Source organism: Bradyrhizobium betae (assembly GCF_050632175.1).
GTDB lineage: Bacteria > Pseudomonadota > Alphaproteobacteria > Rhizobiales > Xanthobacteraceae > Bradyrhizobium > Bradyrhizobium betae_B.
Genome location: NZ_CP192576.1, coordinates 3666747 through 3693129, shown reverse-complemented (window position 1 = coordinate 3693129; position 26383 = coordinate 3666747). Strand labels below are relative to the sequence as shown.

Below are 26383 nucleotides of genomic sequence, written 5' to 3'. Positions count from 1 at the left end.
CCGGCCATGACGCCGCATCTGGCTATTCGTTATTTTTTCTCAATCGGCGGCGCGATCTTCTCGGCCGGAGCCGGCGGCAACGCCGGCTTGGCCGCGCCCTGCGTCTGCGGATCAGGACGCGCGGGCTCGGGGGCCGGCGTGGTCGGGCGGTCGCCGCCTGGCTTGGCTTCCGCGGGCGTCTTGTTCTGATCGTCGGACGGGGTGCCCTGGAGCGGCTGGGTTGCCTGCGCCAGATCCACGCGACCTTCGGCGCGGATTTGCGCGATCGATACCCCCGAGATCACGACACCGGCCGCAAACAGCGAGCAGGCAATGATGAAGTCCAATTTCAGTTTGCGCTTGTCGTTGCCGGTCATGTTGATCACCGCTTCTGTTCACGGGATCAACGAAATCGCCCGGTCCGGGTTCCGCGGCGCTCCATCGGGGAACCGTCCATCAGCGCGCCAAAATGCCGCGCGCTCAATCCGTCGTACTCACTTCCCAGGTGGCGTGACGCACGCCCGGCAAATGCTGGAGATCGGTCGCCACCGCGTTCAACTCGTTCGGATCGACCGCGGTCGCGACCAGTCTCGCGACGATCTCCAGGACGTCCTCGCTGATCTCCACCACCTCGACATCGGCCACCGAATATTTCGCAGACTCGAGCTTCTCGACGAGGCGGTCGCGCATGTCCGGTAACGCATCGGTCGCGACGGCGAGCTTGAAGTAATAGGTCGCTTCCGAGGTCTTCTCGTTCAGCGGGATCCGGTTGATCGCATTGACCAGCGGACGGAGCATTGTATTGCCGGCGATGACGAACACGGTCAGAGCCGCCGCCTGTGCGACCATGTCGGCGCCCGCACAGGAGCCGACCGCAGCGGAGGCCCACAGCGTCGCCGCGGTGTTGAGCCCGCGCACGTCCATGCCCTGCTTCATGATGACGCCGGCCCCGAGGAAGCCGATGCCGGAGACGACATAGGAGATCACCCGCACCGCGCCGTCCGATCCGGTCAGATGCATGGCGAGATCGACGAAGGCGGCCGCGCCGACCGCAACCAGCACGTTGGTGCGCAGGCCCGCGGTGCGCTGGCGATACTGTCGCTCGGCGCCGATCAGCGTGCCGAGCACGAAGGCCGTGAACAGGCTGACAAGGGTGTCGGCGAAGTCAGCAATCTGGAAGGTCGTCAGAAACCGCATGGTCCCCTATACGGTCAGAACGATGACAGATTAAAGCTCCAGCAGGCCGCCATCCCCATTTTCGTCGGCGAAGGCCAGCAGCGTGCCCTTGGCATTCCACGCCAGCGCGGCGACCGGCGGGGTGCCGTTGCGGCGGACCAGGATCTCCGCGCCGTCTTCCAGACGCACCATCAGCACGGTGCCGTCGCTGTAGCCGGCGGCGAAGATGTCGTTCTTCGGATGGCAGGCGACCACGGACACGCGCGCCTGCAGCGGCGCGAGCATCGCGGGCTCCTTGCCCATCGGGCCGTCCTTGCTGGCGAACGGCCAGACGATGACGGTGTCGGCACCCGAGGTCGCGAGCCCCTTGCCGCCCGCGCTCCACGACATCGAACGGACGCGGCCGGGATAGCCGGTCATCCGCATGTGCCTGTTGTCGGCGAGCCGCCAGCCGTGCAGCGCCGACTCGTGCATCGTGGTGACCAGAAATTTGTTGTCGGGGCTGAAGGTGACGCCGAGATGCGAGCCGGCCCAGGGCAGGAATTCAGCCGAGTCCGCCATGTTGGGAAACCACAGCGTCGCGCCGTTGTAATGGGCGATCGCGAGCCGCAATCCCTTGGGCGCGAACGCAAGGCCGCCGACGGTGGAGGGCACCTCGAGCGACTTCTCTTCGTTCTTGCCGCTCTTCACGAAAGCGAACTTCCCGGCCGACCAGGCATAGGCTCCGTCGGGATGCAGCGCGACCGCGTCGATCCAGCGCCGCTTTGGATCGGTCGCAAGCAACGTCACCTCACCCTTGGCATCGAGCGACACGACCTTGCCGTCGTCGCCGCCCATGATCAGGCGCTTGCCGTCGGAGGCGGCGGAGAGAATGCCGCCGCTGTGGACGGCGACCGTGGTGATCTCTCCCTGATCGTCGACGAATGCGACGTTCTCCTCGGCGCCGACGAAGGCGGCGCGAGGCCCAAGGAAATGTGCTGACGTGACGCCCATACCGAGCGTCACAGGCTTGACGCGGTCGGTGACGGAAACGATCGAGGCGGAATCGGGATCCGGCGTAAACTCTTTCATCACGAGACGATGCAGCTCTCAAAACCCTTGCGGATGGTCTCTTCCGGCAGTTCGCGGCCGATGAAGACGAGGCGGCTCTGGCGCGGCTCGCCGTCCTTCCACTTCCGCTGATGGTCGCCCTCCAGCATCATGTGGACGCCCTGAAAGACGTAGCGGTCGTCGTCGTCGTGGAAGGACAAAATGCCCTTGGAGCGCAGGATCTTGCCGCCCTCGACCTGCACCAGGTTCTGCAGCCAGGGCATGAACACGTTCGGATCGAGCGGCTTGTCGGTCTTGAGCGACAGCGACTGCATGTCCTCGTCGTGATAGTGCTTCAGGCCGTGGCCGTGGTCATGGTGGTGATGATGGTCGTGGCCGTGATGATCGTGATCGTGGTCATGATCGTCGGCCTCGAGGAAATCCGGCTCGATCTCCAGAATGCGATCGAGATCGAACGCGCCGCGGTCGAGCACGTCGGCCAGCGCCACCGAGCAGCGCTCGGTGCGATGCAGCTTGGCATAGGGGTTGATGGCGCGGATGCGGGCCTCGACCTCGGCCAGCTCCGGCTTGGTGACGAGATCGGTCTTGTTCAGCACGATGACGTCGGCAAAGGCGATCTGGTTCTTGGCTTCGGGCGCGTCCTTGAGCCGGTCGGACAGCCATTTGGCGTCCGCGACCGTGACGACCGCATCGAGGCGCGCGTTCTTCTGCACGTCCTCGTCGACGAAGAAAGTCTGGGCGACCGGCGCCGGATCGGCGAGCCCCGTGGTCTCGACGATGATCGCGTCGAACTTGCCCTTGCGCTTCATCAGGCCGTCCATGATGCGCACGAGGTCGCCGCGCACGGTGCAGCAGATGCAGCCGTTGTTCATTTCGAACACTTCCTCATCGGCGCCGATGATGAGGTCGTTGTCGATGCCGATCTCGCCGAATTCGTTGACGATGACGGCGTATTTCTTGCCGTGGTTTTCCGACAGGATGCGGTTGAGCAGCGTGGTCTTGCCGGCACCGAGATAGCCGGTCAAGACGGTCACGGGAATTTTTGGGGACGCTTCAGACATAACAACTCCGGACGTAGGGCTTCCGCGCGACGCAAGGCGGGGTGGCCCCTGCCCTAGTGGTCAAGCGCGCTGGTCAGGGCCTTTATATTGTGCCTGACCATATCAATGTAAGTGGGTGCAAGCCCCTTTTCACCCGTCAAACCGTCCGAAATCAGGGTCCCGCCGACCTTTGCCCCGGTCTCGGCCGCAATCCGCCGGATCAGCCGGTCGTCGCTGATGTTTTCCAGAAATACCGCCGGGATCCTAGCCGCCTTGATCTGGCCGATGATAGCCGCGATGTCCCGCGCGCTGGGCTCTGTTTCGGTGGAAACGCCCAGGGGGCGATGAACTGGACGCCGTATTCGGCGGCGAAATAGCCGAAGGCGTCGTGGGTGGAGATCACCTTGCGGCGCTCCGGCGGGATTTTGGCCACGGCCTCGCGGACCTCACGATCGAGCACGTCGAGCTTTTCCAGATAGGCCTTGGCTTGGGCGCGGAAGAAATCCGCATCGTCGGGATCGGCTGCGACCAGCGCATTGGCGATGTCGGTGACGTAAACTTTAGCGTTGGGGACGGACTGCCAAGCATGGGGATCCGCGGCCGAGCCGAGCTTCAGGGGGTGATCCCGGCGCTCGCGGTCACCACCTGCGCCTTGGCTCCGGAGGATTGCACCAGCCGCGGCAGCCAGCCCTCAAGGCCAAGCCCATTGACGATGACGAGCTTGGCGTCGGCGATCCGTTTCGCATCGCTTGGCGCGGGCGTGTAGACATGAACGTCGCTGTCGGGGCCGACCAGAGTCGTCACGTTGACCCGGTCTCCGCCAACGGTGCGGACGAAATCGCCGAGGATTGAGAAGCTGGCGACGACGTTGAGCCGTTCCGCGGCGCGCAGCGGCGATGCGACCAGCAGCAAGGCGAGGAGCACGAGGAAGCGCATCGCTATCAGGCCTCCAGATGCCGGCCGGGAAACAGTTGGCGGACGATGCCGCCGACGCGTCCGAACAGGACTGAGACGATATAGAGCACCGTCGCGACCAGAATGATCGCAGGGCCCGAGGGCACGCGGGTCTGGAATGACAGCACGAGACCGGCATAGCCTGAGATTGCAGCAGCGACCACCGCGATGCAGATCATCATGGTGAGATCGCGCGACCAGAATCGCGCGATGCCGGCCGGCAGGATCATCAGGCCGACCGCCAGCAACGTGCCGAGCGCCTGAAAGCCGTTGACGAGATTGATCACGACGAGCGCGAGGAAGGCGAGATGCGCAGGGCCGCCGGCGCGGCTCACGGTGCGCAGGAACAGAGGATCCACGCTCTCGATCACGAGCGGACGGTAGATCACCGCGAGCACCAGCAGCGTCACGGTGGCATTGAAGGCCACCACCAGCAGGGTCTGGTCGTCCATGGCGAGGATGTTGCCGAACAGCACGTGCAACAGGTCGATATTGGTGCCTTTGATCGACACGATGGTCACGCCGAGCGCCAGCGAGGCCAGATAGAAGGTCGCAAGCGACGCGTCCTCCTTCAGCCCCGTGGAGCGCGCGACCACGCCGGCGAGGATCGCGACCGCAAAGCCGGCGATCAGGCCGCCGGCCGTCATCGCGAACAGATTGAGCCCGGAGAGCAGGAAGCCGACGGCCGCGCCGGGCAGGATCGCATGCGCCATGGCGTCGCCGACGAGGCTCATCCGCCGCAGCATCAGGAATACGCCGATCGGCGCGCCGGCGAGCGACAGCGCGATGACGGCGGCCAGCGCCCGCCGCATGAACTCGAATTCGGCGAAGGGACCGATCAGCGCGTCATAGACCATCGGAGATCAAGCCGCCCGCGAGCGGGCATCGTCGGCCGCGCAGGCGGCTGCGCTGTCGTCGAACGCCTCGCACATCTGCATCGCGACCAGCAGGTTTTCCGGCGTCAGCACTTCAGCCGTCGGCCCCCAGGCCACGGGGCCGCGCGCCAGCACCAGCGTCTCGCTGAAATGGTTGCGCACCATCTCCATGTCGTGCAGGGCGGCGAGCACCGTGCGGCCTTCGCCGTGCCAATGCCGAACCAGCGCGAGCAGGTCGGTCGTGGTCTTGCTGTCGATGGCGTTGAAAGGCTCGTCGAGCACGATCAGCCGCGCGTCCTGGAGCAGCACGCGCGCGAACAGCACGCGCTGCATCTGCCCGCCCGAGAGCGTGCCGAGGGGACGGTTCTCGAAGCCATTGAGGCCGACGGAAGCGATCGCGTGCAGGATCTTGTCACGCGCGGCCTTGCCGATGCCGCCGAACAGGCCGGTCGCCCGCCACAGCCCGGTCGAAACGAAATCGAACACGGAGATAGGAAAGCTGCGGTCGATGTCCGCGCTCTGCGGCAGATAGGCGATGTCGCGGGAGTCGAGCCCGCCGAGATGGATGCTGCCGTCGAGCGGCCGGAGGATGCCAACGATACCGCGCAGCAGCGTCGACTTGCCGGCCCCGTTCGGACCGATCACGGCGACCAGCGCGCCGGAAGCGACCTCGCCGTTGAGATGATGCACGGCCGGATGCCGGTCGTAGCCGAGCGTGACGTTGTGGAAATGCACCGCCGCCATGGTCACCTCATCGCCAGCAAGACCACGCCCCAGAGCACGGCACAGACGGCCAGCGCAGCCGAAAGGCGCCCGGCCACGGTCATGCGCAGGATCGACCATGGCGCAGCTTGGGCCGGATGCGGCGAGGCCGCATCGTGAACATGGGCGTGGCTGTGGTCGTGCCCGTGCGAATGCCCGTGGTCATGGGAATGGCCCTGGGAATGGCCATGAGCATGGTCGCGAGGATGGACGTGGGAGGTGGCGGGAACCATGCAAAGGACGTTATAATATAACATTACCCCTGTCCACGGTTGGCTCAGGGCTTCCCGATCACCATTGCGATGGCAGCCGCCACAAACGGGAACGGCACCGACACGGCGCAGCGAAACCAGACGAACCGGGCCGGCATGAACGGGATTTCCCACAAAATCACCCGCTGGAAAGCGAACAGGGCCCAGGCCACGACATAGGCGACCACCTGGGGGACCCCGCCGCCGGATTTCAACGCCACCGTGCCGATGGAGAATCCGATCACCGGCCCGCCGGGCGTAGCGGCGCCGGCGACCACCGCGGTTGCGACACCCAGCCAACCGCTGTCCGGCCCGAGCCAGCCGGTGATCACCTCCTGGGGGATGATGGCGGCGATATAGCCGGAGCCGATCACGCCGAGCGCGATCCGGGGCACGATGTTGATGAAGTCCATCGAGCCTTCGCGCAGCGAGGCCTTGAACACCGGAGGGCCGCGGCGAAATGCGATCAGGCCTACGCCTAACACCGAGCCCCACAGCAGAATGTCGATCAGGAGCGCAGCGCTCATGCCGCATCCTCGTCGCTGGCGCGCTTCGGATAGAGCCGGACATAGACGAAGCGGCCGAGCGCGCCGGCGAGCACCGGCAGCGGCAGCGAGATGACGATCCGCCACAGCGTGAAATCGGTGCCCATGATCGGGATTTCCCAGGCCACCGCCCGGCCATAGCCGATCAGGGTCCAGCTCACGACCATGGCGATGGTGGCGCCGAAATCGGCGCCGACCGCCAGCAGCGCGCTCGCCACCGGATAGGCGGTGAAGGGCCCGCCGGGCAGGATCGCGCCGAACGCGGTGCCGATCAGAAGGCCCTTCAACCCGGACTTCGGCCCGAGCGAGCGCGAGACTTTTCGTGTGGCAGGATTTCCGAGATGAACGCGCCGAGCAGGCAGCCGGCCAGCACGCGTGGCAGGATTCCGCCGAACAGCGAGAGGTCGTGGGTCAGAATATCGAGGACACCATCAGTGCCGTCACGCCGCCAGACCAGAGCTGCGCTCACCGCCACCAGCGCCGCAATGATGATTGTCGACCAGCCGATCGGCTTGCGCACCCGCCCTGGCCGCGGCTCGGACTCCGCGTCCTCGGCAGGCGCCGGATTTTTCGGGGAAGATTCTGACAATGGGAGAGAGTCGACCGGGTGTGATGCCCATCCTGATTAAGGCTGGCGCCCAGGCGATGCAAACGGAACGATCACAGGCCTATACGCGGATTGTGCAGGACTCATGCGGCGAATTCCGCACAGCAAAAAGGCGGCCGCGCATGCGACCGCCTTTTCCGCTCATCCGGGCAAGCCCGGAATGACGCGTAAACTTACGCCTTGTCGAACAGGGACTCGACGTATTCCCAGTTCACGAGGTTCTCGACGAATGCCTTGAGATAGTCGGGACGGCGATTGCGATAGTCGATGTAGTAGGAGTGCTCCCAGACGTCCACGCCGAGGATCGGAGTGGCGCCGTGCACCAGCGGATTCTCGCCGTTCGGGGTCTTGGCTATTTCGAGCTTCCCGTTCTTGACCTGGAGCCAGGCCCAGCCGGAGCCGAACTGGCCGACGCCGGCCGCCTGGAAGTCAGTCTTGAACTTCTCGAAGCCACCGAGGTCTTCGTTGATCTTCTTCTCGAGCTTGCCCGGCAGCTTGGTGCCGCCGCCATTGGGCTTCATCCAGCTCCAGAAGTGGATGTGGTTATAGTGCTGGCCGGCGTTGTTGAACACGGCCGGGTTCTTGCCGAACGAGCCCTTGACGATCTCCTCAAGGGACTTGCCTTCCCATTCGGTCCCCTTGAGCGCGTTGTTGCCGTTGGTGACGTAGGCCTGATGATGCTTGTCGTGGTGGAATTCCAGCGTCTCCTTCGACATGAACTGGCCGAGGGCGTCATAGGCGTAAGGGAGGGGGGCAGCGTAAAGGTCATGGGATGTTGTCCGCGACTGATGGGGAACTAGCTTAACGGGGACTCTTATAGAAGGTTCCGCTGCCGTTAAATACCGCGAATTTGCGAAAACACGTGATGCGGCGGCTGGGCCGGATTGCATAAAATCGGCGCAAGTATTTGGGGCGCTTTAAGAGGGGCCGGAAAATATCATTGCCTTTGAGGCGCTTATGACAGAAGGGACGCACCACGCGCAGATGCGAAAGACAGAACAATGAGTATCGAGATCGACATTCTGAACGGCGACGCCTCGTGGCGGATCGCCGAGCCTCTGCATCAGGCGGTCTGGGGCCCGCAAGAGATTGCGGACAAGCCGTGGGTTCACATCAAATGGGCCAATGCCGATCTGCGCGTGCTGATCGAGACGCCCGAGAACGGCCTCGTCTGCCATGTCGGCATCTACTTCCGCACCGTCACCTGGAACGGGCAAAAGGTCCATATCGGCGGCATCGGCGGTGTTTGCACCCGCGAGGACCAGCGCGGTCGCGGCTATGCGACCGTGGCGATCGACGCGGCGGTGCATACCATGCGGGCCAACGAGGCGGTGCGCTTCGCACTGCTGTTCTGCGAACCACACAATTTTACGTTCTACGAGACCCGGAGCTGGCTGCCCTTCAAGGGTGAGGTCTATTGCGAGCAGCCGGAGGGGCGAATCCGCTTCGACCATATGGCGCCCTACGTCTTCAACATCGTTCGCGCGCCGACGCTGGGCACCATCGACCTATGCGGCCTGCCGTGGTGAGCCCTGCGTGACCGGAGGGCTGGTATGGACACGCCACGCCCTGTAGTATGTCGATCATCATCTAATATTCCGCGCGGTGAACATGACGATCGACGCCTCCGCAGACACCGTCCCGCCGCGCGCACCGGTCGCCTCCCCTATCGCCAGCCTTCTGACGGCGCCGATCCTGCCGACGCTGCTGCGGCTGGCGATCCCCAACATGGTCGCCATGGTCGGCAGCACGTTGGTCGCGATCGCCGAGACCTCCTATATCGGCCGCCTCGGCACCATCCCGCTGGCCGCCATCGCGCTGGTGTTCCCATTCGCGATGCTGACGCAGATGATGAGCGCGGGTGCGATGGGCGGTGGGGTCTCGTCTGCGATCAGCCGGGCACTCGGGGCCGGAGACCGCGACCGCGCCGCGACGCTGGCGCTGCATGCCGCGATCATCGGCCTCTGCGGCGGCCTGTTCTTCACGGTGACGATGCTCGTCTTCGGCCGCTCGTTCTTCACGCTGCTCGGCGGCCGCGAGCGCGTGCTCGAGGAAGCCAGCGGCTATTCGCAGGTGCTGTTCTCCGGCGCGATCGCGATCTGGCTCGTCAACACGCTGGCCTCGGTGATCCGCGGCACGGGCGACATGCGACTGCCCTCGATGACCCTGATCGGGGCGAGCACGCTCCAGATCGCGCTCGGCGGCACGCTCGGGCTCGGTCTGTTCGGCGTGCCGCAATTCGGCATGCCTGGTGTCGCCGCCGGCCAGTTGATCGCGTTCAGTTGCGCCGCGGTCTTCTTCCTCTGGTATCTCCTGTCCGGCCGCAGCCGGCTATCGCTCAACGTCCGCGCCTTCCACTTCGAGCGCGCGATGTTCCTGGACATTCTCAAGGTTGGCGCGGTCGCCTGCCTGTCGCCGCTGCAGACCGTGCTGACCATCCTGATCTTCACCAAGATCCTGGCGACCTTCGGCATCGAGACGCTGGCCGGCTACGGCATCGGCTCGCGGCTGGAATTCCTGCTGATCCCGATCACCTTCGCCTTCGGCATCGCCTCGGTGCCGATGGTCGGCATGGCGATGGGCGCGGGCCAGATCAAACGCGCGCGGCGCGTGGCCTGGACCGCGGCCGCGGCCTCCGGGCTCACTGTCGGCCTGATCGGACTCGTGATCGCGCTCGATCCCGCGTTATGGGTCTCGCTCTTCACGAACGATCCGGGGGTCGCCGCCGCCGCGCACAGCTATTTCCACTGGGCCGGGCCGGCCTTCGTGTTCTTCGGCATGGGCGTGTCGCTGTATTTCTCGTCGCAGGGCGCAGCGCGCGTCGGCGGGCCCGTGCTCGCATCCACCGCGCGCCTCCTGATCGTCGCGATCGGCGGCGTCGGCCTCATGACGGCGCAGGCGCCGGCCTGGACCTTATTCGCGCTGGTCGGCGGCGCCATGGTCGTGTTCGGGCTCTCGACCGCGGCTTCAGTCGCCTTCGCACGCTGGGGCAAATGAGCGCAGGCAAATAAGCGCGGCAATGTGATTCCATCCAGCGTTGCACTATCCTGCCGGACTGCTATGGAGGCGCCTCCATTTTTCGAGGCTCTCTCCATGCTCCGCAGATTCGCTATCTTCTCCGCCATTCTGGCCGCGCTGCTCGGCGCGACGGCCGCCCATGCGCAGAGCGCTGACGGGATCTGGCTGACGCAGGCGGGCGATGCCCGCGTCAAGGTCAGCAAATGCGGCGGCGGCATCTGCGGCCACATCGTCTGGCTGCGCGAGCCCCACGATACCGCGACCGGCCAGCTCGCCACCGACAGCAAGAATCCCAATCCCGCGCTCGCCAAGCGCCCGATGATCGGCTTGCCGCTGTTCAGCGGCATGCAGCCTGTGGGGCCGAACAAATGGTCCGGCCAGATCTACAATGCGGACGACGGCAGCACCTATGCGAGCAGCGTCAGCGTGACATCGGCGGATGCACTGCGGGTCGAAGGCTGCGTCGGCGCGCTCTGCGGCGGCGAGACCTGGACGCGCGCGGGACGCTGACAGCTCAAGCCATCATCGCCTTCAGCGCCGTCGCGGCCGAGGCGTAGCCGCCCCGCGCGCCGTCGATGAAATGGACGTGGTCGCTGCGCAGCACCGAGGGCGTGAAGCAGGTCATCATCGCAGCGTCCTGCTGGTAGAGTCCGTAATGCACGATGCCGTCGCGCGCGGCCGCCGCAAGGCGGTCGCTCAGCGCGCGCTCGAGCTGCGGCGTGCAGTCGAGGATCATGCGCAGGCCGTCGTCATATTTGCGGAAGTCTGAATTCTCGACCACCTGGCGCTTGTAGACGTTTGGCACGAAGCCCCCGACGTTGAGGTCGAAACGCATGATCAGGTAGACGAACAGCGTGTAGGCCAGCACGCTGGCGCGACGCGCGAGCAGCGAACCGCCGCGCTTGGTGCGGGCCTCGAAGTCTAGCCCTTGCGGGGGCCATTTCAACGGCGGCCCCAGCGCCGGCACCGGGCGGCCGCCATCCGGGCTGCGCTCGACCAGATGGATGATGTCCTCGATCACCTTGCGGAAGGCCGCAGGGTCCGCGCCGCGCGCCGGCATCACCAGCACGGACAGGATCAGGCCGCGCGCGGCCGGGATCACCTCGAAGCGGCAGGACAGGCCGGAGAGATCGGGCTGCGTGCCGGCGGGCGCTTCGTTGACCGCGAACTCGCCGCGCTTCATCGCGGCATCGGCCCAGGCGAGGCCGCCGCCGGAGAACATCGCATAGGACAAATTGGCCGACGGACCGAAGCGCGCGACGCGCACGTCGAGGCCGTGCGCGCGGATCGCTCCCACCGGCACCATCGCGACCCGCATCTTCAGGTCGAGATCCTCCCGCACCCAGGTCGCGGTTGCGGCAAGTGCCTCGCGGGCCGGCTCGATATCGGAAGGCGCGACAGCGAAGCTCGCGCCGTCGCCGCCGAACACGAAGGGGAATTCCCGCCCCTCCAGCGCATTGGTCACCGCCGCGATCACGGCCGCGCCGGCCATGTTGACCGCCTTGTAGCGCTGCGCCGCAATCGCCTTGGTGGAATCGACGATGTCCGCCACGCCGATGCTCCAGTCGTCCGGCAGCGGAGCATAGAGCGCGGGGTCCATCAGGCTGGTGAAGCCGCGGAAGACGGGAATGCCGCCGTAGAAGGATTCGCCTGAAGTCATCGGGTGATGCCGGATGGTTGGAAAGCACGTCCAGATCGATGCGAGAAACAAGATACGTGGCAGAATCGATCCGGGTTCGCCGGCCGCCGTGTCATCATTGGCCGAAACGGGCCCGGACAACAAGATCGCAGCGCGCCGCAATGCCGCAGCCTGTCATTGATCGACGTCAAAGAGCCGGCCGCGGGAGCCACTAGAGTTGAACGATCTCCAGGGGTTGCGCGGGATGATCGAAGTGCCCGACTTTGGCAACAAGGGCTCTACAGCTCCGCTCCGCCGGCGCACGGGGCATGAGCCGATCAGCGCGGTGAAGATGCCCGAAGGACTGACCGCGGCGATCGATGGCTGGGCTGAAGCCCATCAGCTGTCGCGCTCGGAAGCGATCTGCAAGCTGGTCGAGCTGGGCCTGAAGATTTCGCCTGCTCCCCCGCATCGGCACATCCCATCGCATCGGAGGCCACCCGGATCGAGGAGATTGCGGTGCACGAAATCGAGGGCCTGCTCGATCCGGCATTGCCCACGGACGAGCGCGAACGCCGCATCCGCCGCCTTACCGAGGGCCCGCCGGAATTCCTGCACGAACGGATCGACCTGCCAAAGCAGCGGACGTGAGCCTTAGTGCAGCCTCTCGTCCTCGCGCTTGCGCAAGGCCTCGACGGAAGCGTCATGACAACCGACCAGGCGCACGAATTGCTGCGGATACATCTCATGGCCGTGACTGCCGGAGTTCTGATGCGCCATCGGCGGGCAACGAACATCGTTGGGCTTGGTGCGAGCCTGCTCTGTCCGGCGTTCATTTGAAGCGGTCATGTGTTGCGTGGCCATGCACTGCTCCCTCTCAATTAGGGCAGATCGATTGACGTAACCCAATCGATTGCAGGATATCTTACGACCAAATCCGGCTTGATGTCATTGCGCCCGATCAACGCAATTGTGGCGGCGCAAGTTCCAATTAGGCCGTATTCCCCGCATCGATCGTGAACACCGTACCGGTCACGTTGCGGCCGCCTTCGCCGAGCAGATATTCCACCATGCGTGCGACGTCGTCGGTCTCCGGCAGGCGGCGTAGCGCGCTGCGGCCGGCGATGCGCTTGCGGCTCTCGTCGGACAGATTGTGTGTCAGCTCGGTGTCGATGAAGCCCGGCGCGATCGCATTCACGGTGATGCCGAGCTTGCCAACCTCGCGCGCGAGCGAGCGGGTGAAGCCGGTCGCGGCAGCCTTGGTCGCGCCGTAGACGGACAGGCCATTGTAGCCGGTGGTCGCGATGATCGACGAGATGTTGATGATGCGGCCGGCACTATCGGCCATCATCTGCCGCGCGACGTATTTCGTGAGGATGATCGGCGACAGTACGTTGAGCTGCACCAGCGCCTCGATCTCGGAATTGTGCATGGTGGCGAGCAGGCCTTCGGTGCCGAGGCCCGCATTGTTGATGAGGCCGTAGATCGCGCCGAACTCGTCGCGCACGAGTTTTGCGAATCCGGGATCGCATCGATCACCGTAAGGTCGCAGGCCCGGAAATGCAGCCGCCCCTCGGATTCGGCGATCGCGGCCTTGAGCTCGTCGCTCTCGCGCCGCGCCGCCGCGATGACATTGTAGCCGGCACCGACGAGGCGCTTGCCGATTGCCAGCCCGATACCGCGGCTGCCGCCGGTGACGAGAACGTTATGCATCGGTGCGCGCCAGTTTGCCGGCCGGAGTGACGTCGAGCGTCTCGACGAAGCGGATCACCGCCGGCACCTTGTGCGAGGCGAGCTGCGCGCGACACTGATCGAGGATCTGGTCACGGATGTCCTTCGCCCGCGCCGGCTCGGTGCCGTCGGCAAGGATCACGTCGGCGACGACGATGCCGCCGGTGATCGGGCTGCGCCGTGATTTCGCCCGTGACATCCGCACATCGGGATGGCGATTGATCACCGCCTCGATCTCCTCGGGGTGGACCTTCAATCCACCGATATTGATGATACCGCCGCGGCGGCCGACGAAATAATAGCGATCGCCGCGCAATTCGACGATGTCGCCGCTGTCGACGAACCCGTCACCATCGGTGAGCGCGGCGGCGTTCCGGCCGATGTAGGCGTGCGCCGTGCGCGTCGAGCGGATGCGCAGCGAGCCGTCGACGACCTTCATCTCCACGCCATTGCGGTTGCCGAGATAATTCGCTGGAAAGCCCTCCAGCCCGTCATTGACCGCGAAGCCGACGCCGGCCTCGGTCGAGGCATAAGCATGGCCGACGGAGGAATTGGGGAATGCGGCCTTCAGGCCGTCGAGCACCGCCTGGTCGGCGATTTCGCCGGAGAGGCGAACATAGCCCGGCCTGAAGTGCGCGGCCGACCCGCTCATCAGAAGCTTTCGCCAGTGCGAGGGGGTTCCGGAGATGTGCGAGACGCCGCGCGCGTTCAACCGCGCGACATGATCGGCGAGCGCTTCATGCGGGTCGGACAGCACCATCGAGCCGCCGGACAGAACAGCGCGGAGGAATATCTGCAGGCCGCCATAGCGGCGGATGTCGTAGAACGTCGCCCACACCGGCGCAGGTCCACGCGCGGGCCCTTCGGCGACGATCGCGCCGGTGAGCGCGTCCAGCGTATGGCCGACGATTTTCGGCACGCCCGACGTGCCCGACGTCAGCATCAGCCATTCGGTGGCACGCTCGCTCCTGGCCGGCGCGGTGGCTTGAAGCGGCAATTGCGCAGTGACGATCAGCGGCACGCCGGACGCGGCCCAGCGATCGGGCTCGTCGGTGACGACGGCATCGATTCCTGCATCGGCGATCAGCGCGTCGAGATGCGCCAGATTGAGATCGGGCGGGCAGAGCAGCATACGGCGAGCGATGCCGTCGAGCTCGATCATGGCAAGCCCGGAACGGAGCTGGTCGGACAGCTTGAGCAGCACCGCGCGGCCGGACAGCTCGCGCAGGCGACCGCCCAGGACCGTCTGCGAGAGGATGTCCGTCAGCGACACGCAATCGTGCGCGTCCGACAGCGTGCGGCCCGTCAGTTCCGCGCCAAGATGGTCGCGAAGCGCAAAGATCTCACGCGGGGACATTTTCGTAGGCCCGCACGAAATCGCCCACGGTGGCGGGGAACGCTGCGTCCTCGGAAATGGTGAAAGGGTCGACGCCGGTTTCGTCCTCGAGGCGCGCCACCAGGATGGCGAAGGCGAGCGAGTCGAACCCGGTCTCATGCAGGGACAGATCGTCCGAGAGGGCGGGAAGCGTGACATGCTGCTCTTTGGCGATCTGCTGGATCGCCTCGATGACCTTGGACCTTACCGACATGGCTGGCTCACTTTTGCTTTGTTAATGGTCGTATCTCTTGTGGCGGCTCTTGATGACCGCCTCCCTATGCCCGTCTGTTTACCGGACAGAAGTAAATGGCTTCTTGGACAATTCGGATAAAATTGGACCTATCTGCGGATTTTGCGCGTGGGGCTACAACCGGATCGCGCCATCGACGACCTGAGCATAAGCCTCGGACGTCAGCGCGACATAGGCGCCGGATTTCGGATCGAGCATGAACAGCGGATCGGGGATCGCATCGGGATCAAATCCCTCGCGCGCGAGATCAGCCTTTTTCTGCTTGAACGTCTCGGTCGCATCGAGTTCGCGCGAAAGGCGGACGAAGACGGGACGGGCATAGGCCGGAAGGCGCTGCGCAAGATGCACAGGCAACGCCGCGATATCGAACCCTTCATTCACCACGATCGCGCTCATGCCGGCGCGGCCGTCGGTGCCGGGAATGCTGACACCATAGGTGGTGGCGTCGATCACGCCGGCGAAGTCGCGCACCGCGTCGTTGACCTCGGACGTCGCGACATTTTCACCCTTCCAGCGGAACGTGTCGCCGATGCGATCGACGAAATGGAAGAAGCCCTTGTCGTCGATCCGCATCAGATCGCCGGTGCGAAACCAGGCATCGCCCTTGGCGAAGACGTGACGCAGGATTTTCTTCTCTGTCTCGCCCGCATCGGTGTAGCCCTCGAAGCGGCCACCACCCTGGTCCGCGGAGCCGATGCGGCCAACGGCTTCACCCGCCTCGCCGCGGGTGCAGGCGATGCAGAGGCCATCTTCATTGCGCAGCGGCGCGCCGCTGTCGGGATCGAGCTTGACGAGGCTCGCCGGAAAACGATGCGCGAGCAGCGGCGGGATGCGGCCGATCGCCCCGGGCTGGCCCTCGACGTTGAACAGCGAGAAATTGCCCTCGGTTGCGGCGTAGAATTCGAGGATGCGCGGAATGGCGAAACGGGTCTGGAAATCCTCCCAGATGTCGCCGCGCAGGCCGTTTCCACAGACGAGACGCAGACGATGCCGGTTCTCGTATTCCGACGGCGGCGCCTTCAGCAGATAACGGCAGAGCTCGCCGATGTACTGGAACAGAGTACAGTCATGCCGCACGATATCCGGCCAGAAGTTCGAGACCGAGAATTTCTCTGCAATCACCACCGCGCCGCCGGCGGCCAGCATGCTGCACGGCGCGACGATCCCGCCGACCGAGTGGAACAGCGGCAGGCAATCATAGAGCCGGTCCTGCGGCGTGGCTCCGGTGAGGCCGGCGAACCAGAACCCCCAGTTGAGAATGCGACGATGGCTGATGCTGGCCGCTTTCGGCAGGCCGGTGGTTCCAGACGTATAGATCAGCAGGGCGCGGTCGTTGATCGTGACGTCGCCATGCTCGTCCGGTGACAGCGGAGCATCGTCGAGCGCTGCGAGCGCAACGTCGATGGCCCGCTCGCTGCGGGCATCGCCATGGGTCCAGATCTTTGCTTCGGTCTTCAGATCCGGCTTCGCGCTCTGCAGCGTCTCCACCAGATCATGTGCGACGATGATATGCAGGGGCGCCGCAACGTCGATGCAATGCGCAAGCGACTTTCCCACCAGCTTCGTGTTGAGCAACGCGACCACGCCGCCAACCCGGCTGATGCCGAGCCAGGCGGCGACATAGTCGATGCCGTTCGGCATGATCAGGCCGACAGTGTCGCCCTTGGCTACACCGACCGAGCGCGCCCAGCGCGCGTAACGGTTGATGCGTTTGGCGAGCCCGTCATAGTCAAGGCTTGCGTCGTCCTTGACCAGCGCAACGCGATCGGGCTGGCGCCGCGCCCAATCGTCGACGACGTCGGCGAACAAGCGGCCCGGCAGCGTTTCGATGCGCGCAGTAAGCTCGATCGCCGTCAGCCAGATCTTCGATGCCGAGGGAACGCGCGCGGCTTTCGGTTGCTCGATGACGCCGGTGGTCATGTCGTTCATTCTTTCGGAACGTGACTGCTGATTGCGGTAGTCTAGTCCGCGCGCCCTGCCCAGGTGTTAAGAGACAAGGTAAAAGCCGGTTAGTGCACGATTAACTCCAGTCACCCTTTACCAAGCCGACGGGATCAGCGTGCGGTCTGCCGCGATTCTTGCGATGACGAGGCCGAATGCTGCGCTCACGCTCCATTCCCAGTACGAGCGGTGCAGCGGGGGCGGAGACGCGGATGATCACCAAACGCCATTTCCTTCAGACCGCGGCTTTTGCCGCAGCGGCTTTCGCCGCGCCGCGCGCATTTGCGATCGGCAATCCTTCCTATCCCTCGCGCAGCGTGAAGTGGGTGGTGCCTTATGCGGCGGGCGGCGCGACCGACGTGCTGTCGCGGCTGCTGTGCCAGCGCTTGTCCGACCGGCTCGGCCAGACCTTCGTGGTCGAGAACAAGCCTGGCGCCGGCAGCAACATCGGGACACAAGCGGTGATCACGTCCGCGCCCGACGGTTACACGCTGCTGCTGACCTCGACCGCCAATGCCATCAACGCCTCGTTCGATCCGGCGCTGCCGTATGATTTCGCCAAGGGCATCGCGCCGGTTGCCGGTGTCGCACGGATTCCGCTGGTGCTGGTCGTCAACAATGACCTGCCGGTAAAAACCGTCGCCGATTTCGTCGCCTACGCCAAAGCCAATCCCGGCAAGATGTCGATCGCCTCCTCCGGCATCGGCACCTCGCTCCATCTCTCGGGCGAGCTGTTCAAGTCGATGGCCGGCGTGCAGTTCACCCACGTACCCTATCGCGGCTCGGCGCCGGGATTGACCGACGTCGTGAGCGGCCAGATCCAGGGCATGTTCGACAACGTCACCTCGTCCTTCGAGCTGGTTCGCGCCGGCAAGCTCCGCGCACTCGGCGTGACCACGCACGACCGCTCGGAGATTCTGCCAGACGTGCCGCCGATCGCGGAGACGCTACCCGGTTACGAGACGAGCTCATTCTACGGCGTCGGCGCGCCGCACGACACGCCGCGCGAGATCGTCGACTTGCTCAATCGCGAGATCGACACTGCGCTGTCCGACGCCGGGATCAAGGCCCGCATCGCCGAACTCGGCGCGATCCCGCTGCATGGCAATGCTGGCGAGTTCGGCAGCATGCTGACGGCGGAGACCGACCGCTGGCGCAAGGTGGTGGAGCTGTCGGGCATCAGGAAGGAATAGCTTGCGGACGGTGGCCCGGCGCTAGCCGCTTCTCCTGTGGTGCTGGCGCGGCGGCGGCACGTTCACCGGATAATACGGATTGAGATCGCAGGTCGCGGCGCGGCCTGCGGCCGTGGCGCGGCACTGCGGCAGCGAGGTGAAGGAGCAGTCGTACCACTCGCCGCCGCCGCCGCTCGACCCGGAATAGACGTGCATGCAGACGGGAAAGCGGGGGTCAAAGGTCTGCGCATGCGACGGTGCAGCCGCGAGCAATACACCGGCGATCATGGCCAGGCTGAAGGAACAACGCATGAAAAACATCCCGAGACGCCGCATCGCCGACCGCTAGTGCTCTTTCTTGTGACGACGGCGCGGGGGCGGCGGCGGTTCGTTGAAGGCGTAATAGGGATTGACGTCGCAACTGGCGGAGCGGCCCGACGCCGTGGCGCGGCACTGCGGGATCGAGGTGAAGGAGCAGTCGTAATAGTCGCCGCCCCCGCCCCAGCCACCGGGCGTGTAGACGTGCATGCACACCGGATAGCGCGGATCGTAGGTCTGGGCGCTGGCGTCTGCCGCAACGAACAGCGTGGCAATCGCGGTGAGGGTCAGGATCGGCAAGCGCATTGAAACATCCTCGAATCGATGGCGTCGGCGGAGCTGGTGCCGACCGCCTGCTATGGCACAACACCACGCCGGAGGCGACTGTTCCTGGAACCATATGACGGCAAGGTGAGTGCGGTGCGTGATGCACCGCACTGAAACGATGAATTGGCGTTATCCGCCGAGACCCTGCAGGACCAGCCGGTTCAACCGTGAGGCAAACGCGGCGGGATCTTCCGGCAGCTCGCCGTCCAGGATCTGCGCCTGTTCGAGCAGGAGCAGGCTGAGATCGTCGACGTCCCTTGAGCCGGCCTGCGCCCTGGTGATCGCCGTGACCAGCGGGTGGCGCAGATTGATCTCGAGGATCGGCCTGGTGCGCATGCCACGGTTCTGCTGCGACAGGATGCGCTCGAGCTCGCGGCTCGGACCCTGGCTGTCGGCGACGAGGCAGGAAGCCGAACTGGTGAGGCGCGTTGAGGCCTTGACGTCGGTCACGCGCTCGCCGAGCGCGGCCTTGATCACCGCGATGGTGGCGGCCTCATCCGCCGCCGGCTCGTCCTTCTTCGCCTCCTCCGTCTCGTCGGTGCGCGGGATCAGGTCGAGATTGAGATCGCCCTGGCTCAGCGACTTCATCGGCTTGCCGTCGAATTCCGTCGGCATCGAAGTCCAGAAGGCGTCGACGGGATCGGACAGCAGCAGCACCTCGATGCCGCGCGCGGTCGCAGCCTCCAGCCGCGGATTGGACTTCAGCCGCTCGATGCTGTCGCCGACGAGGTAGTAGATCTCGGTCTGGTTCGGCTTGAACCCGGCGATGACGTCTTTCAGCGAGCGCTTCTCGCCCGTGGTGGTGGTGAAGCGCGACAGCGCGAGCAGCTTTTCGCGGCGTTCGAAATCCTCGTAGATACCTTCCTTCAGCACCGCGCCAAAAGCGTCCCATATCCTGGTAAAATTCTCCGAGTCCTTGTCGGCGAGGCTTTCCAGCTCGGACACGACACGCGTCGCCACGGCTTTGCGGATCTGCGCGAGTTGCGGATTGTTCTGCAGCATCTCGCGCGAGATGTTGAGCGGCAGGTCCTCGCTGTCGACGACGCCGCGGATGAAGCGCAAGTACCCCGGTAGCAGATCGGCATCGTCGGTGATGAAGACGCGGCGGACATAGAGCTTGACGCGCCCCTTGCGCGAGGGCTCGAACAGGTCGAACGGCTTGGTCGACGGCGCAAACAGCAGCACTGCGTAGGAGTAACGGCCCTCCGCGCGATAGTGCAGCGTCATTGCGGGATCGTCGAAGGCGGAGGCGATCTGCTGATAGGCCTTTTTGTAGTCCTCCGGAGACAACTCGGATTTCGAGCGCTGCCACAACGCGCTCGCCGAATTGATCTGGCGTGGTTCGCCCTCTTCCGGCACCAGTTCGATCGGGAAGAGAATGTTGTCGGAATAGGCACTGATGATGCGTTCGATCTCGTAGGCCTCGAGATACTTCTTCGCGTCGTCCTTCAAGTGCAGGACGATCTCGGTGCCGCGCGCCACGCGCGCCGCGTCCTCCTCGCTGGCCCGTGCGATCTCGAAGCCGGAGCCGCCGGATGACGTCCAGGTCCAGACGTCGCTTTCGCCGGCGCGGCGGCTGACGACCACGATCTTCTCGGCGACCATGAAGGCGGAATAGAAGCCGACGCCGAACTGGCCGATCAGGCCGAGGCCTTCCTTGGCCTCCTTCAGCTTCGAGACGAAGGCCTTGGTGCCGGAGCGCGCGATGGTGCCCAGATGGTCGATCAGCTCCTGCCGCTCCATACCGATACCGTTGTCGGCGATCGTGAGCGTTCCAGCCGTCTTGTTCGGAATGATGCGGATCTTGAGGGCGTCGCCCTCGCCGAGCAGGGCCGGATTGGCGATGGCCTCGTAGCGCAGCTTGTCGCAGGCATCCGAGGCGTTGGAGACCAGCTCCCGCAGGAAAATATCGGTTTCGGAATAGACCGAGTGCACCATGAGGTGCAGCAGCTCGGAAACCTCGGCCTGGAATGGCTGCGTATGCGCAGCGGTATCGGACGTCGTCATGCGTTTACCCGGTCGATCAAAAGGGGAATAAACCCGGGATATAACGCGAGGGGATTGGGGATCAAGTGGACGTGAACGATCGCCCTCGACCGGAGGGCGATTTTTCCACGGACGCCGCGGATCAGGTCACGCAGCGGCCCGGCTGCAGCAGTTTTGCCACTTCGGTCAGGGAGCTGACCATCGGCTCGCAGGCGATGGTTGGCTTGTTGCGGCCCAGCTTCTGATCCTTCAATAGCGCCGGCGACTTGGCATTGCCGGTTTCGATCACCGCCGGGACCCGCAGCAGCACCGACGTATCGGGGAGATCGTTCAGCCGCATCGACACGGTGCGGGATGGAACTCCCTGCTTGAGATCGGCGAGCCGGTCGGACTTGCCGGATCGATTGACGTTGTGGCCGGGCTTGTCGGCCTTGTCGGTCAGGGACTGCCAGTGGTCGGCCAGATCATGGCCGGAGGCCAGCTGCGCGGCGCCAAGCGCGAAGGTGATCGCGGCGGCACCGAAAAATGCTTTGTAAATCTGTGACATGGCTGTCGATCCCTCGCCCCATGGCGATCGCGGGAACAACGCAAGGAGACGACCGCAAGTTCTCAGCCGTTAAGATCACTTAACCGTGTGCGAAAAATCTCAGGGCCATGAAAAATCTTGCAACCACCTGGAACGACTCCGTGGGCTGCGAGTCGTCTCAACAGCCGGCTATTCCCCCTGCCCCATAAGCCGGCGACGTAGGGCGCGACTGTGGTGATGCCAGTCGCGCCTTACTTTTGTCTGGCGTCTACTTTGCTTTCCCCGCCAGCCACTCCCGCCCTTCGCCATAGAGCTTCTCGACCTCCGGCCCGGTCAGGCCCGGCATGTCGCGCTTGACCTTGTAGCCGATCAACTCCTGCATGTAGGCGAGGTGGCGGTAGCCTTCAGGCAGCGCGGCGAGCGCATTCTGGTCGAGGCGCAGAGTCGCGGCGGGATCGACCGGGTCGATCCGGTCCTTCTCGTAGATCGGCTGGCGGCGGACGATGCCCCAATGGCCAATACCTGATTGGTCATGCCGCTTCTCCAGGAAATCATAGAAGCGGCCGGTGCAGACGACGTCGCAAACCACGTCATGCACCGGGGCACGTTGCGAGATCGTCATCTTGGTTTGGGCGATGGCCCGCTCACCGGCGAGGTCGATGCTGGTGCCACCGAGGAAATGCAGGATACGCACCCCCTTGGCAAACCCCTCCTGGCTGACACGCATGAAATCCCGCGCCGGCCCCTGAAACCAGGTGGCGGACATCCAGCCCTCATCGTGCCAGACGGTCGCAAAGCGTTCCCAGTCGCCGGCGTCGCGCCACACCGCCCAGTTTTCGACGAGGTCGCGGATCGCGAGGCGGTCGAGCAGCGCTTGGTCCATGGGCACATCTCCGATTGGGCGATGCACGAGGTATGAGCGGCGAATTCGATGGCCGTCAAGCGCGGCCAGCGGACAAGAAAAATCCGGCGTGCCTTGCAGCACGCCGGATCGGCTCATTCGCCAAATAATGCCTTGTTTACGCCGCCGGCGCCTTGGGCGCGCGGTTGCGCGAGTTGCGCTGGAAGAACAGGGCCTGGCTCGCCACAGCCGACACCATCGCGGGCTGGAACGGCTTTGAGATCAGGAACGCCGGCTCCGGTCGCTCGCCGGTCAGGAAGCGCTCGGGATAGGCGGTGATGAACACCACCGGCACCTCGAACGTCTTCAGCAGCTCGTTGACGGCGTCGAGGCCGGAAGAGCCGTCGGCGAGCTGGATATCGGCCAGGATCAGACCCGGACGCTTGTTCTTGGCCAGCGCCACCGCGTCGGCATGGGTGCGCGCGACGCCGACGACATTGTGGCCGAGGTTCTTCACCAGGCTCTCGAGGTCCATGGCGATGAACGTCTCGTCCTCGATGATCAGCACGTCGGTGGCGATCTCGGCCGCCATCTCGCGTCCCGCGGCGTCGGCAAGCCGCCGGGTCTCGGCGACGTCGGTGCCGAGCACGTAGCCGACTTCCTCTTCCGAAAATCCCTCGAGCGAGAGCAACAGGAACGCCTGCCGCGGCAGCGGCGTGATGTTCGAGAGCCGGCGCTCCGGCGGCATCGGCAGCGTCGCCACTTCGGCGTCGTCATTGACCGACACCGAATTCCAGATCTGGGTGAACAGCCGGAACAGGCCGGCTCGCGGCCCGTGGCTCTCGTCGAGCACTGACGGATCCCCAAGCATGGCTTCCAACATGGCTGCGACATAGGCGTCACCGGAGGCCTGGCTGCCCGTCAGGGCGCGCGCATACCGGCGCAACAACGGCAAGTGTTCAGCAACAAGCTGCGAACGGGACATCCCCACTCCATTCATTCGGGCCAACCTTGAAATCTGGAACTGCGAGGGGAGGCCCGGGTTCCCTACTGGGGCTTATGACGCCCCAGAATAAGAAAAGTTCCCTTGATCGGGGAACTTTTTGTCGAACCTGGAATTGAACTCGTCCAGGGAACGGCTCCCGGTTGAGAGAACGTCTCGATTTTACAGTTACTTAACTCGGGGAAACGTGGAACAGGTCATGAAAGATCTCAAGTCTCAAGTCAGCAAAAGCACGACCCCCGGCAAGGGAGGCCTCACTCCGGAAATTCAGTCCCGGATCGGCCATCAGCTGCGCGCCATGTACGACGACGTGGTGCGGCAGGGGGTTCCGGACCGGTTCGCGGAACTGATCAAGAAGCTTGATGCGCCGGGAGGCGCACCTCAAGTGGAAACCGACGGGGGCTCCAACGACAACAACAATGGGAGGGATTAATGCCTCTCACTGACTCCCTGCGTGACGACATCCTCGCGGCCGTGCCAAGTTTGCGCGCGTTTGCGATTTCGCTCAGCGGCAATGCGGACCGCGCCGACGATCTGGTGCAGGAAACGCTGTTGCGTGCGCTCGCCAACATCGATTCGTTTCAGCCCGGCTCGAACCTGCCGGCATGGCTGTTCACGATCTTGCGTAACCTGTTCCGCTCCGACTATCGCAAGCGGCGGCGGGAGGTGGAGGATGCCGAAGGCAACTATGCCAAGACGCTGAAGACGCAACCCTCGCAGAACGCCCATCTCGAGTTCGAGGAGTTTCGCGGCGCGCTCGAGAAGCTTCCGCAGGACCAGCGTGAAGCGCTCATCCTGGTGGGTGCGTCCGGCTTCTCCTATGAGGACGCCGCGGCGATCTGCGGCTGTGCGGTCGGCACCATCAAGAGTCGCGTCAATCGCGCGCGCTCGAAGCTCGCCGCCCTGCTCTATGTCGACGGCGCCGAAGACTTCGGGCCCGACGAGACCATCCGCGCCGTGATCGGCGGCAGCGGCGGATAGCGGCCGGCGTCAAACGATCCCGGATTCGAAGTGAAGGCGGCCGTTCTCGCGGCCGCCTTCACGCGAATCGATCACTCGTCCGTGAAGGTGGCGGTGTCGGCAACGCTCGCTCGTGACGTGCGGTAGCTGTTCACCTTGTGCGTGGTGTCGGCGTAGCCGAACGAAATACCGCAGACGATTCTGCGGTCGTCGGGCAGATTGAAGTGACGGCGGATCAGGCCGGAATGGCGCGCAATCGCCGCCTGCGGAATGGTGCCGAGTCCGAGCGCCTGCGCCGCCAGCATGAAGTTCGAGACATAGGCGCCGCAATCGATCGCACCGTAGATGCCGAGCGGTTCATCGGTGTGAATGATCGCGACATGCGGCGCACCGAAGAAATTGTAATTCTCCAGCGCCTGCTTGGCGTAGGCGCTTTTGTCGCCGCGGGCGATCCCGAGCGTATTGTAGAGCTGAAAACCACTCTCACGGCGACGTTCCAGATAGACGCCGACATACTCGCGCGGCGGAGTGAAGTCGTAATCGTCGCCCAATCCGCTCGATGCTTCCTTGTAGATCAGCTGGCGAAAGCGCTCCTTGGCCTCGCCGCTGGCGATGATGACCTGCCACGGCTGGCTGTTGCACCAGGACGCCGTACGCTGCGCCGTCGTCAGCACATGCTCGATCGTCGCGCGGTCGACTTGCTTGGGTAAAAAGGCGCGCACGGAGTAGCGCTCGTTGAGGAGATCCTCAAGCACGCCAATGCGGTCGGCCTGGTTCCCTTTTGCGTCCATGAATTCATCCACCCTACGATTCCGCAATTTGAAATCACCGCCCCTTGGTCGGGATCTTGTTATACGGCACATCCTTGTCGACGCGAATGTCGCCGGGCAATCCCAGCACCCGCTCGGCGATGATGTTCCGCAGGATCTCGTCGGTGCCGCCCGCGATGCGCATCCCGGGAGAGGAGAGCAGCATCTGCTGGAACTGGCCCTGGACGGTTTCCTCCGCATCCCCGGTGAGCACGCCGGCGGCACCCTGGAGGTCCATCGCGTAAGTCGCGATATCCTGCAGCATCACGCCCGACACCAGCTTGCCGATGGAGTTTTCGGGGCCGGGACGCTCTCCCTTCGACAGCGCCGAGATCGCGCGGTAGCTGGTGTATTTCAGCCCGCTCGATTTCACCGCCCAGTTCGCGAGTTTCGAGCGAACGGCGGGATCGTCAATGGCGAGTCCGTCCTCGAGCATCAGGTTGGAGCAGAAGTCGAACAGCTCAGGGACGCCGGTCGCAAGCCGCGCACCGATCGACATGCGCTCGTTCATCAGCGTGGTGAGCGAGACGCTCCAGCCCTCACCGACGGCGCCAAGTCGCTGGCTGTCGGGGATCACCACGTCGGTGAAATAGACTTCGTTGAATTCCTGCATGCCGTTAGCCTGCCTGATCGGCCGCACTTCGACGCCTTTGCTCTTCATGTCGAGGAAGAACATGGTGAGGCCCTTGTGCTTGGGAACGTTGGGATCGGTACGGGTGATCAGGAGACCGTAGTCGGAGTAGTGCGCGCCGGAGGTCCAGATCTTCTGGCCGTTGATGATCCAGTTGTCGCCCTGCTTTTCCGCGCGGGTGCGCAGTCCGGCGACGTCGGAGCCGCCGGCGGGCTCGGAGAACAGCTGACACCAGATCTCCTCGCCGGAGGCAAGTTTCGGCAGATAGCGGCGCTTGTGCTCCTCGCTGCTCCAGGCCATCACGGTCGGGCCACACATGCCCTCGCCGATCTGGAACGGCTGCGTCAGCTTGCCGTAGACGCCCTCCTCCTGCTGCCAGATCACCTTCTCGATCGGCGTCGCGCCGCGACCGCCATACTCCTTCGGCCAGTGCAGGCAGGCCCAGCCGCCTTCGGCCTTCTTCTTCTGCCAGGCCTTTCCGACCTCGACCATGTCGTGCTTGGCAAGCCGGATGCGGCCGAGCGAGGATTTTGACAACTCCTCCTCAAACTCCTTCGGCGCGTTGGCGGCGACCCATTTGCGGGCGGTGGCACGGAATTCGGCTTCCTGCGGGGTGTCGTCGAAATTCATGGCGA

26 protein-coding genes and 5 pseudogenes are annotated in these 26383 nt (G+C 64.5%); 7 read left to right on the top strand and 24 right to left on the bottom strand.

What is annotated here, in order from left to right; all coding sequences use genetic code 11:
• Positions 1-29 precede the first annotated feature (29 nt).
• The 10 genes and pseudogenes from ACQ86E_RS17765 to ACQ86E_RS17720 form a co-directional block, all read right to left on the bottom strand.
• Entirely contained in the window at positions 30-356 is a 327-nt protein-coding gene (locus ACQ86E_RS17765; RefSeq protein WP_431201085.1) for a hypothetical protein, read from the bottom strand.
• Positions 357-459: 103 nt separating this feature from the next.
• Entirely contained in the window at positions 460-1176 is a 717-nt protein-coding gene (locus ACQ86E_RS17760) for an MgtC/SapB family protein (RefSeq protein WP_431201084.1), read from the bottom strand.
• A gap of 30 nt (positions 1177-1206) precedes the next feature.
• The gene (locus ACQ86E_RS17755; RefSeq protein WP_431206500.1) at positions 1207-2226 is read right to left on the bottom strand and encodes a WD40 repeat domain-containing protein; all 1020 of its coding nucleotides are present in this window, start codon (positions 2224-2226) and stop codon (positions 1207-1209) included.
• On the bottom strand, positions 2226-3266 hold the full coding sequence (locus tag ACQ86E_RS17750; protein ID WP_431201083.1) for a CobW family GTP-binding protein: 1041 nt from the start codon (positions 3264-3266) through the stop codon (positions 2226-2228). Before ACQ86E_RS17750 ends, ACQ86E_RS17755 begins: the two co-directional genes overlap by 1 nt.
• A gap of 53 nt (positions 3267-3319) precedes the next feature.
• A pseudogene (locus tag ACQ86E_RS17745) lies at positions 3320-4181 on the bottom strand (metal ABC transporter solute-binding protein, Zn/Mn family).
• A 5-nt stretch (positions 4182-4186) separates the two neighbouring features.
• Complete coding sequence (locus ACQ86E_RS17740; protein WP_431201082.1) at positions 4187-5056, bottom strand: metal ABC transporter permease; 870 nt, start codon at positions 5054-5056, stop codon at positions 4187-4189.
• 6 nt (positions 5057-5062) lie between these two features.
• Positions 5063-5818: a metal ABC transporter ATP-binding protein gene (locus tag ACQ86E_RS17735; RefSeq protein WP_431201081.1), complete on the bottom strand. Its 756-nt coding sequence runs from the start codon at positions 5816-5818 to the stop codon at positions 5063-5065.
• 295 nt (positions 5819-6113) lie between these two features.
• Entirely contained in the window at positions 6114-6614 is a 501-nt protein-coding gene (locus ACQ86E_RS17730; RefSeq protein WP_212342110.1) for a hypothetical protein, read from the bottom strand.
• A pseudogene (locus tag ACQ86E_RS17725) lies at positions 6611-7221 on the bottom strand (permease). The gene ACQ86E_RS17730 and the pseudogene ACQ86E_RS17725 overlap by 4 nt, the downstream one beginning before the upstream one ends.
• A gap of 191 nt (positions 7222-7412) precedes the next feature.
• Positions 7413-8008, bottom strand: a pseudogene (locus ACQ86E_RS17720) (superoxide dismutase).
• A gap of 232 nt (positions 8009-8240) precedes the next feature.
• On the opposite strand from ACQ86E_RS17720, the gene ACQ86E_RS17715 reads away from it, so the two are divergent.
• The 3 genes from ACQ86E_RS17715 (at position 8241) to ACQ86E_RS17705 (ending at position 10767) form a co-directional block, all read left to right on the top strand.
• Positions 8241-8768, top strand: a complete 528-nt coding sequence (locus ACQ86E_RS17715) for a GNAT family N-acetyltransferase (protein WP_431201080.1) — start codon at positions 8241-8243, stop codon at positions 8766-8768.
• An 82-nt stretch (positions 8769-8850) separates the two neighbouring features.
• Entirely contained in the window at positions 8851-10236 is a 1386-nt protein-coding gene (locus tag ACQ86E_RS17710; RefSeq protein WP_431201079.1) for an MATE family efflux transporter, read from the top strand.
• Positions 10237-10332: 96 nt separating this feature from the next.
• A complete protein-coding gene (locus tag ACQ86E_RS17705; RefSeq protein WP_431201078.1) occupies positions 10333-10767 on the top strand; it encodes a DUF2147 domain-containing protein in 435 nt (144 codons plus the stop codon).
• A 4-nt stretch (positions 10768-10771) separates the two neighbouring features.
• Here the strand turns inward: ACQ86E_RS17705 and ACQ86E_RS17700 are convergent, their stop codons facing one another.
• Entirely contained in the window at positions 10772-11917 is a 1146-nt protein-coding gene (locus tag ACQ86E_RS17700; RefSeq protein ID WP_431201077.1) for a DUF3095 domain-containing protein, read from the bottom strand.
• A gap of 223 nt (positions 11918-12140) precedes the next feature.
• Between ACQ86E_RS17700 and ACQ86E_RS17695 the strand changes: the two are divergent.
• Positions 12141-12526, top strand: a pseudogene (locus ACQ86E_RS17695) (hypothetical protein).
• Positions 12527-12529: 3 nt separating this feature from the next.
• On the opposite strand, the gene ACQ86E_RS17690 reads toward ACQ86E_RS17695, so the two are convergent.
• The 5 genes and pseudogenes from ACQ86E_RS17690 to ACQ86E_RS17670 all read right to left on the bottom strand — a co-directional run bounded on the left by ACQ86E_RS17690 (position 12530) and on the right by ACQ86E_RS17670 (position 17163).
• Entirely contained in the window at positions 12530-12739 is a 210-nt protein-coding gene (locus ACQ86E_RS17690) for a hypothetical protein (protein WP_431201076.1), read from the bottom strand.
• Between the two features lie 127 nt (positions 12740-12866).
• Positions 12867-13588: pseudogene (locus ACQ86E_RS17685) on the bottom strand (SDR family NAD(P)-dependent oxidoreductase).
• A complete protein-coding gene (locus ACQ86E_RS17680; protein ID WP_431201075.1) occupies positions 13581-14963 on the bottom strand; it encodes a class I adenylate-forming enzyme family protein in 1383 nt (460 codons plus the stop codon). Before ACQ86E_RS17680 ends, ACQ86E_RS17685 begins: the two are co-directional and overlap by 8 nt.
• A complete protein-coding gene (locus ACQ86E_RS17675) occupies positions 14950-15195 on the bottom strand; it encodes an acyl carrier protein (protein WP_015688794.1) in 246 nt (81 codons plus the stop codon). Before ACQ86E_RS17675 ends, ACQ86E_RS17680 begins: the two co-directional genes overlap by 14 nt.
• A gap of 153 nt (positions 15196-15348) precedes the next feature.
• Positions 15349-17163, bottom strand: coding sequence for a long-chain-acyl-CoA synthetase (locus tag ACQ86E_RS17670; protein WP_431201074.1), 1815 nt, complete (start codon positions 17161-17163; stop codon positions 15349-15351).
• Positions 17164-17387: 224 nt separating this feature from the next.
• On the opposite strand from ACQ86E_RS17670, the gene ACQ86E_RS17665 reads away from it, so the two are divergent.
• Entirely contained in the window at positions 17388-18368 is a 981-nt protein-coding gene (locus tag ACQ86E_RS17665) for a Bug family tripartite tricarboxylate transporter substrate binding protein (protein WP_431201073.1), read from the top strand.
• A gap of 21 nt (positions 18369-18389) precedes the next feature.
• Here ACQ86E_RS17665 and ACQ86E_RS17660 read toward each other — a convergent pair whose 3' ends face one another.
• The 6 genes from ACQ86E_RS17660 to ACQ86E_RS17635 form a co-directional block, all read right to left on the bottom strand.
• Entirely contained in the window at positions 18390-18659 is a 270-nt protein-coding gene (locus ACQ86E_RS17660) for a DUF3551 domain-containing protein (protein WP_431201072.1), read from the bottom strand.
• 33 nt (positions 18660-18692) lie between these two features.
• Positions 18693-18971: a DUF3551 domain-containing protein gene (locus ACQ86E_RS17655; protein ID WP_431201071.1), complete on the bottom strand. Its 279-nt coding sequence runs from the start codon at positions 18969-18971 to the stop codon at positions 18693-18695.
• Positions 18972-19121: 150 nt separating this feature from the next.
• The gene (gene htpG / locus ACQ86E_RS17650; RefSeq protein ID WP_431201070.1) at positions 19122-20999 is read right to left on the bottom strand and encodes a molecular chaperone HtpG; all 1878 of its coding nucleotides are present in this window, start codon (positions 20997-20999) and stop codon (positions 19122-19124) included.
• A gap of 121 nt (positions 21000-21120) precedes the next feature.
• Positions 21121-21525, bottom strand: a complete 405-nt coding sequence (locus tag ACQ86E_RS17645) for a hypothetical protein (RefSeq protein ID WP_431201069.1) — start codon at positions 21523-21525, stop codon at positions 21121-21123.
• Between the two features lie 247 nt (positions 21526-21772).
• Positions 21773-22387, bottom strand: coding sequence for a nuclear transport factor 2 family protein (locus ACQ86E_RS17640; RefSeq protein WP_431201068.1), 615 nt, complete (start codon positions 22385-22387; stop codon positions 21773-21775).
• A gap of 136 nt (positions 22388-22523) precedes the next feature.
• A complete protein-coding gene (locus ACQ86E_RS17635; RefSeq protein ID WP_431201067.1) occupies positions 22524-23330 on the bottom strand; it encodes a response regulator in 807 nt (268 codons plus the stop codon).
• A 217-nt stretch (positions 23331-23547) separates the two neighbouring features.
• On the opposite strand from ACQ86E_RS17635, the gene ACQ86E_RS17630 reads away from it, so the two are divergent.
• Both ACQ86E_RS17630 and ACQ86E_RS17625 read left to right on the top strand, forming a co-directional pair.
• Positions 23548-23781 carry a NepR family anti-sigma factor gene (locus ACQ86E_RS17630; RefSeq protein WP_015688804.1) on the top strand — a complete coding sequence of 78 codons (234 nt, stop codon included), beginning with the start codon at positions 23548-23550 and terminating at the stop codon, positions 23779-23781.
• Complete coding sequence (locus tag ACQ86E_RS17625; RefSeq protein WP_015688805.1) at positions 23781-24329, top strand: sigma-70 family RNA polymerase sigma factor; 549 nt, start codon at positions 23781-23783, stop codon at positions 24327-24329. The genes ACQ86E_RS17630 and ACQ86E_RS17625 overlap by 1 nt, the downstream gene beginning before the upstream one ends.
• A gap of 71 nt (positions 24330-24400) precedes the next feature.
• On the opposite strand, the gene ACQ86E_RS17620 is transcribed toward ACQ86E_RS17625, so the two are convergent.
• Together ACQ86E_RS17620 and ACQ86E_RS17615 are read right to left on the bottom strand one after the other, a co-directional pair.
• Positions 24401-25099 carry a nitroreductase gene (locus tag ACQ86E_RS17620; protein ID WP_431201066.1) on the bottom strand — a complete coding sequence of 233 codons (699 nt, stop codon included), beginning with the start codon at positions 25097-25099 and terminating at the stop codon, positions 24401-24403.
• Positions 25100-25133: 34 nt separating this feature from the next.
• Entirely contained in the window at positions 25134-26378 is a 1245-nt protein-coding gene (locus ACQ86E_RS17615; RefSeq protein WP_431201065.1) for an acyl-CoA dehydrogenase, read from the bottom strand.
• Between the last annotated feature and the right edge of the window lie 5 nt (positions 26379-26383).

Excerpts from the sequence above, each read along its gene's own strand:
- ACQ86E_RS17765 (WP_431201085.1), bottom strand. The coding sequence starts at position 356 with ATGACCGGCAACGACAAGCGCAAACTGAAATTGGACTTCATCATTGCC.
- ACQ86E_RS17635 (WP_431201067.1), bottom strand. The coding sequence starts at position 23,330 with ATGTCCCGTTCGCAGCTTGTTGCTGAACACTTGCCGTTGTTGCGCCGG.
- ACQ86E_RS17750 (WP_431201083.1), bottom strand. The coding sequence starts at position 3,266 with ATGTCTGAAGCGTCCCCAAAAATTCCCGTGACCGTCTTGACCGGCTAT.
- ACQ86E_RS17675 (WP_015688794.1), bottom strand. The coding sequence starts at position 15,195 with ATGTCGGTAAGGTCCAAGGTCATCGAGGCGATCCAGCAGATCGCCAAA.
- ACQ86E_RS17730 (WP_212342110.1), bottom strand. The coding sequence starts at position 6,614 with ATGAGCGCTGCGCTCCTGATCGACATTCTGCTGTGGGGCTCGGTGTTA.
- htpG (WP_431201070.1), bottom strand. The coding sequence starts at position 20,999 with ATGACGACGTCCGATACCGCTGCGCATACGCAGCCATTCCAGGCCGAG.
- ACQ86E_RS17625 (WP_015688805.1), top strand. The coding sequence starts at position 23,781 with ATGCCTCTCACTGACTCCCTGCGTGACGACATCCTCGCGGCCGTGCCA.
- ACQ86E_RS17670 (WP_431201074.1), bottom strand. The coding sequence starts at position 17,163 with ATGAACGACATGACCACCGGCGTCATCGAGCAACCGAAAGCCGCGCGC.
- ACQ86E_RS17615 (WP_431201065.1), bottom strand. The coding sequence starts at position 26,378 with ATGAATTTCGACGACACCCCGCAGGAAGCCGAATTCCGTGCCACCGCC.
- ACQ86E_RS17740 (WP_431201082.1), bottom strand. The coding sequence starts at position 5,056 with ATGGTCTATGACGCGCTGATCGGTCCCTTCGCCGAATTCGAGTTCATG.
- ACQ86E_RS17655 (WP_431201071.1), bottom strand. The coding sequence starts at position 18,971 with ATGCGCTTGCCGATCCTGACCCTCACCGCGATTGCCACGCTGTTCGTT.
- ACQ86E_RS17640 (WP_431201068.1), bottom strand. The coding sequence starts at position 22,387 with ATGGACCAAGCGCTGCTCGACCGCCTCGCGATCCGCGACCTCGTCGAA.
- ACQ86E_RS17690 (WP_431201076.1), bottom strand. The coding sequence starts at position 12,739 with ATGGCCACGCAACACATGACCGCTTCAAATGAACGCCGGACAGAGCAG.
- ACQ86E_RS17645 (WP_431201069.1), bottom strand. The coding sequence starts at position 21,525 with ATGTCACAGATTTACAAAGCATTTTTCGGTGCCGCCGCGATCACCTTC.
- ACQ86E_RS17755 (WP_431206500.1), bottom strand. The coding sequence starts at position 2,226 with ATGAAAGAGTTTACGCCGGATCCCGATTCCGCCTCGATCGTTTCCGTC.
- ACQ86E_RS17705 (WP_431201078.1), top strand. The coding sequence starts at position 10,333 with ATGCTCCGCAGATTCGCTATCTTCTCCGCCATTCTGGCCGCGCTGCTC.
- ACQ86E_RS17700 (WP_431201077.1), bottom strand. The coding sequence starts at position 11,917 with ATGACTTCAGGCGAATCCTTCTACGGCGGCATTCCCGTCTTCCGCGGC.
- ACQ86E_RS17665 (WP_431201073.1), top strand. The coding sequence starts at position 17,388 with ATGATCACCAAACGCCATTTCCTTCAGACCGCGGCTTTTGCCGCAGCG.
- ACQ86E_RS17710 (WP_431201079.1), top strand. The coding sequence starts at position 8,851 with ATGACGATCGACGCCTCCGCAGACACCGTCCCGCCGCGCGCACCGGTC.
- ACQ86E_RS17715 (WP_431201080.1), top strand. The coding sequence starts at position 8,241 with ATGAGTATCGAGATCGACATTCTGAACGGCGACGCCTCGTGGCGGATC.
- ACQ86E_RS17630 (WP_015688804.1), top strand. The coding sequence starts at position 23,548 with ATGAAAGATCTCAAGTCTCAAGTCAGCAAAAGCACGACCCCCGGCAAG.
- ACQ86E_RS17660 (WP_431201072.1), bottom strand. The coding sequence starts at position 18,659 with ATGCGTTGTTCCTTCAGCCTGGCCATGATCGCCGGTGTATTGCTCGCG.
- ACQ86E_RS17620 (WP_431201066.1), bottom strand. The coding sequence starts at position 25,099 with ATGGACGCAAAAGGGAACCAGGCCGACCGCATTGGCGTGCTTGAGGAT.
- ACQ86E_RS17760 (WP_431201084.1), bottom strand. The coding sequence starts at position 1,176 with ATGCGGTTTCTGACGACCTTCCAGATTGCTGACTTCGCCGACACCCTT.
- ACQ86E_RS17735 (WP_431201081.1), bottom strand. The coding sequence starts at position 5,818 with ATGGCGGCGGTGCATTTCCACAACGTCACGCTCGGCTACGACCGGCAT.
- ACQ86E_RS17680 (WP_431201075.1), bottom strand. The coding sequence starts at position 14,963 with ATGTCCCCGCGTGAGATCTTTGCGCTTCGCGACCATCTTGGCGCGGAA.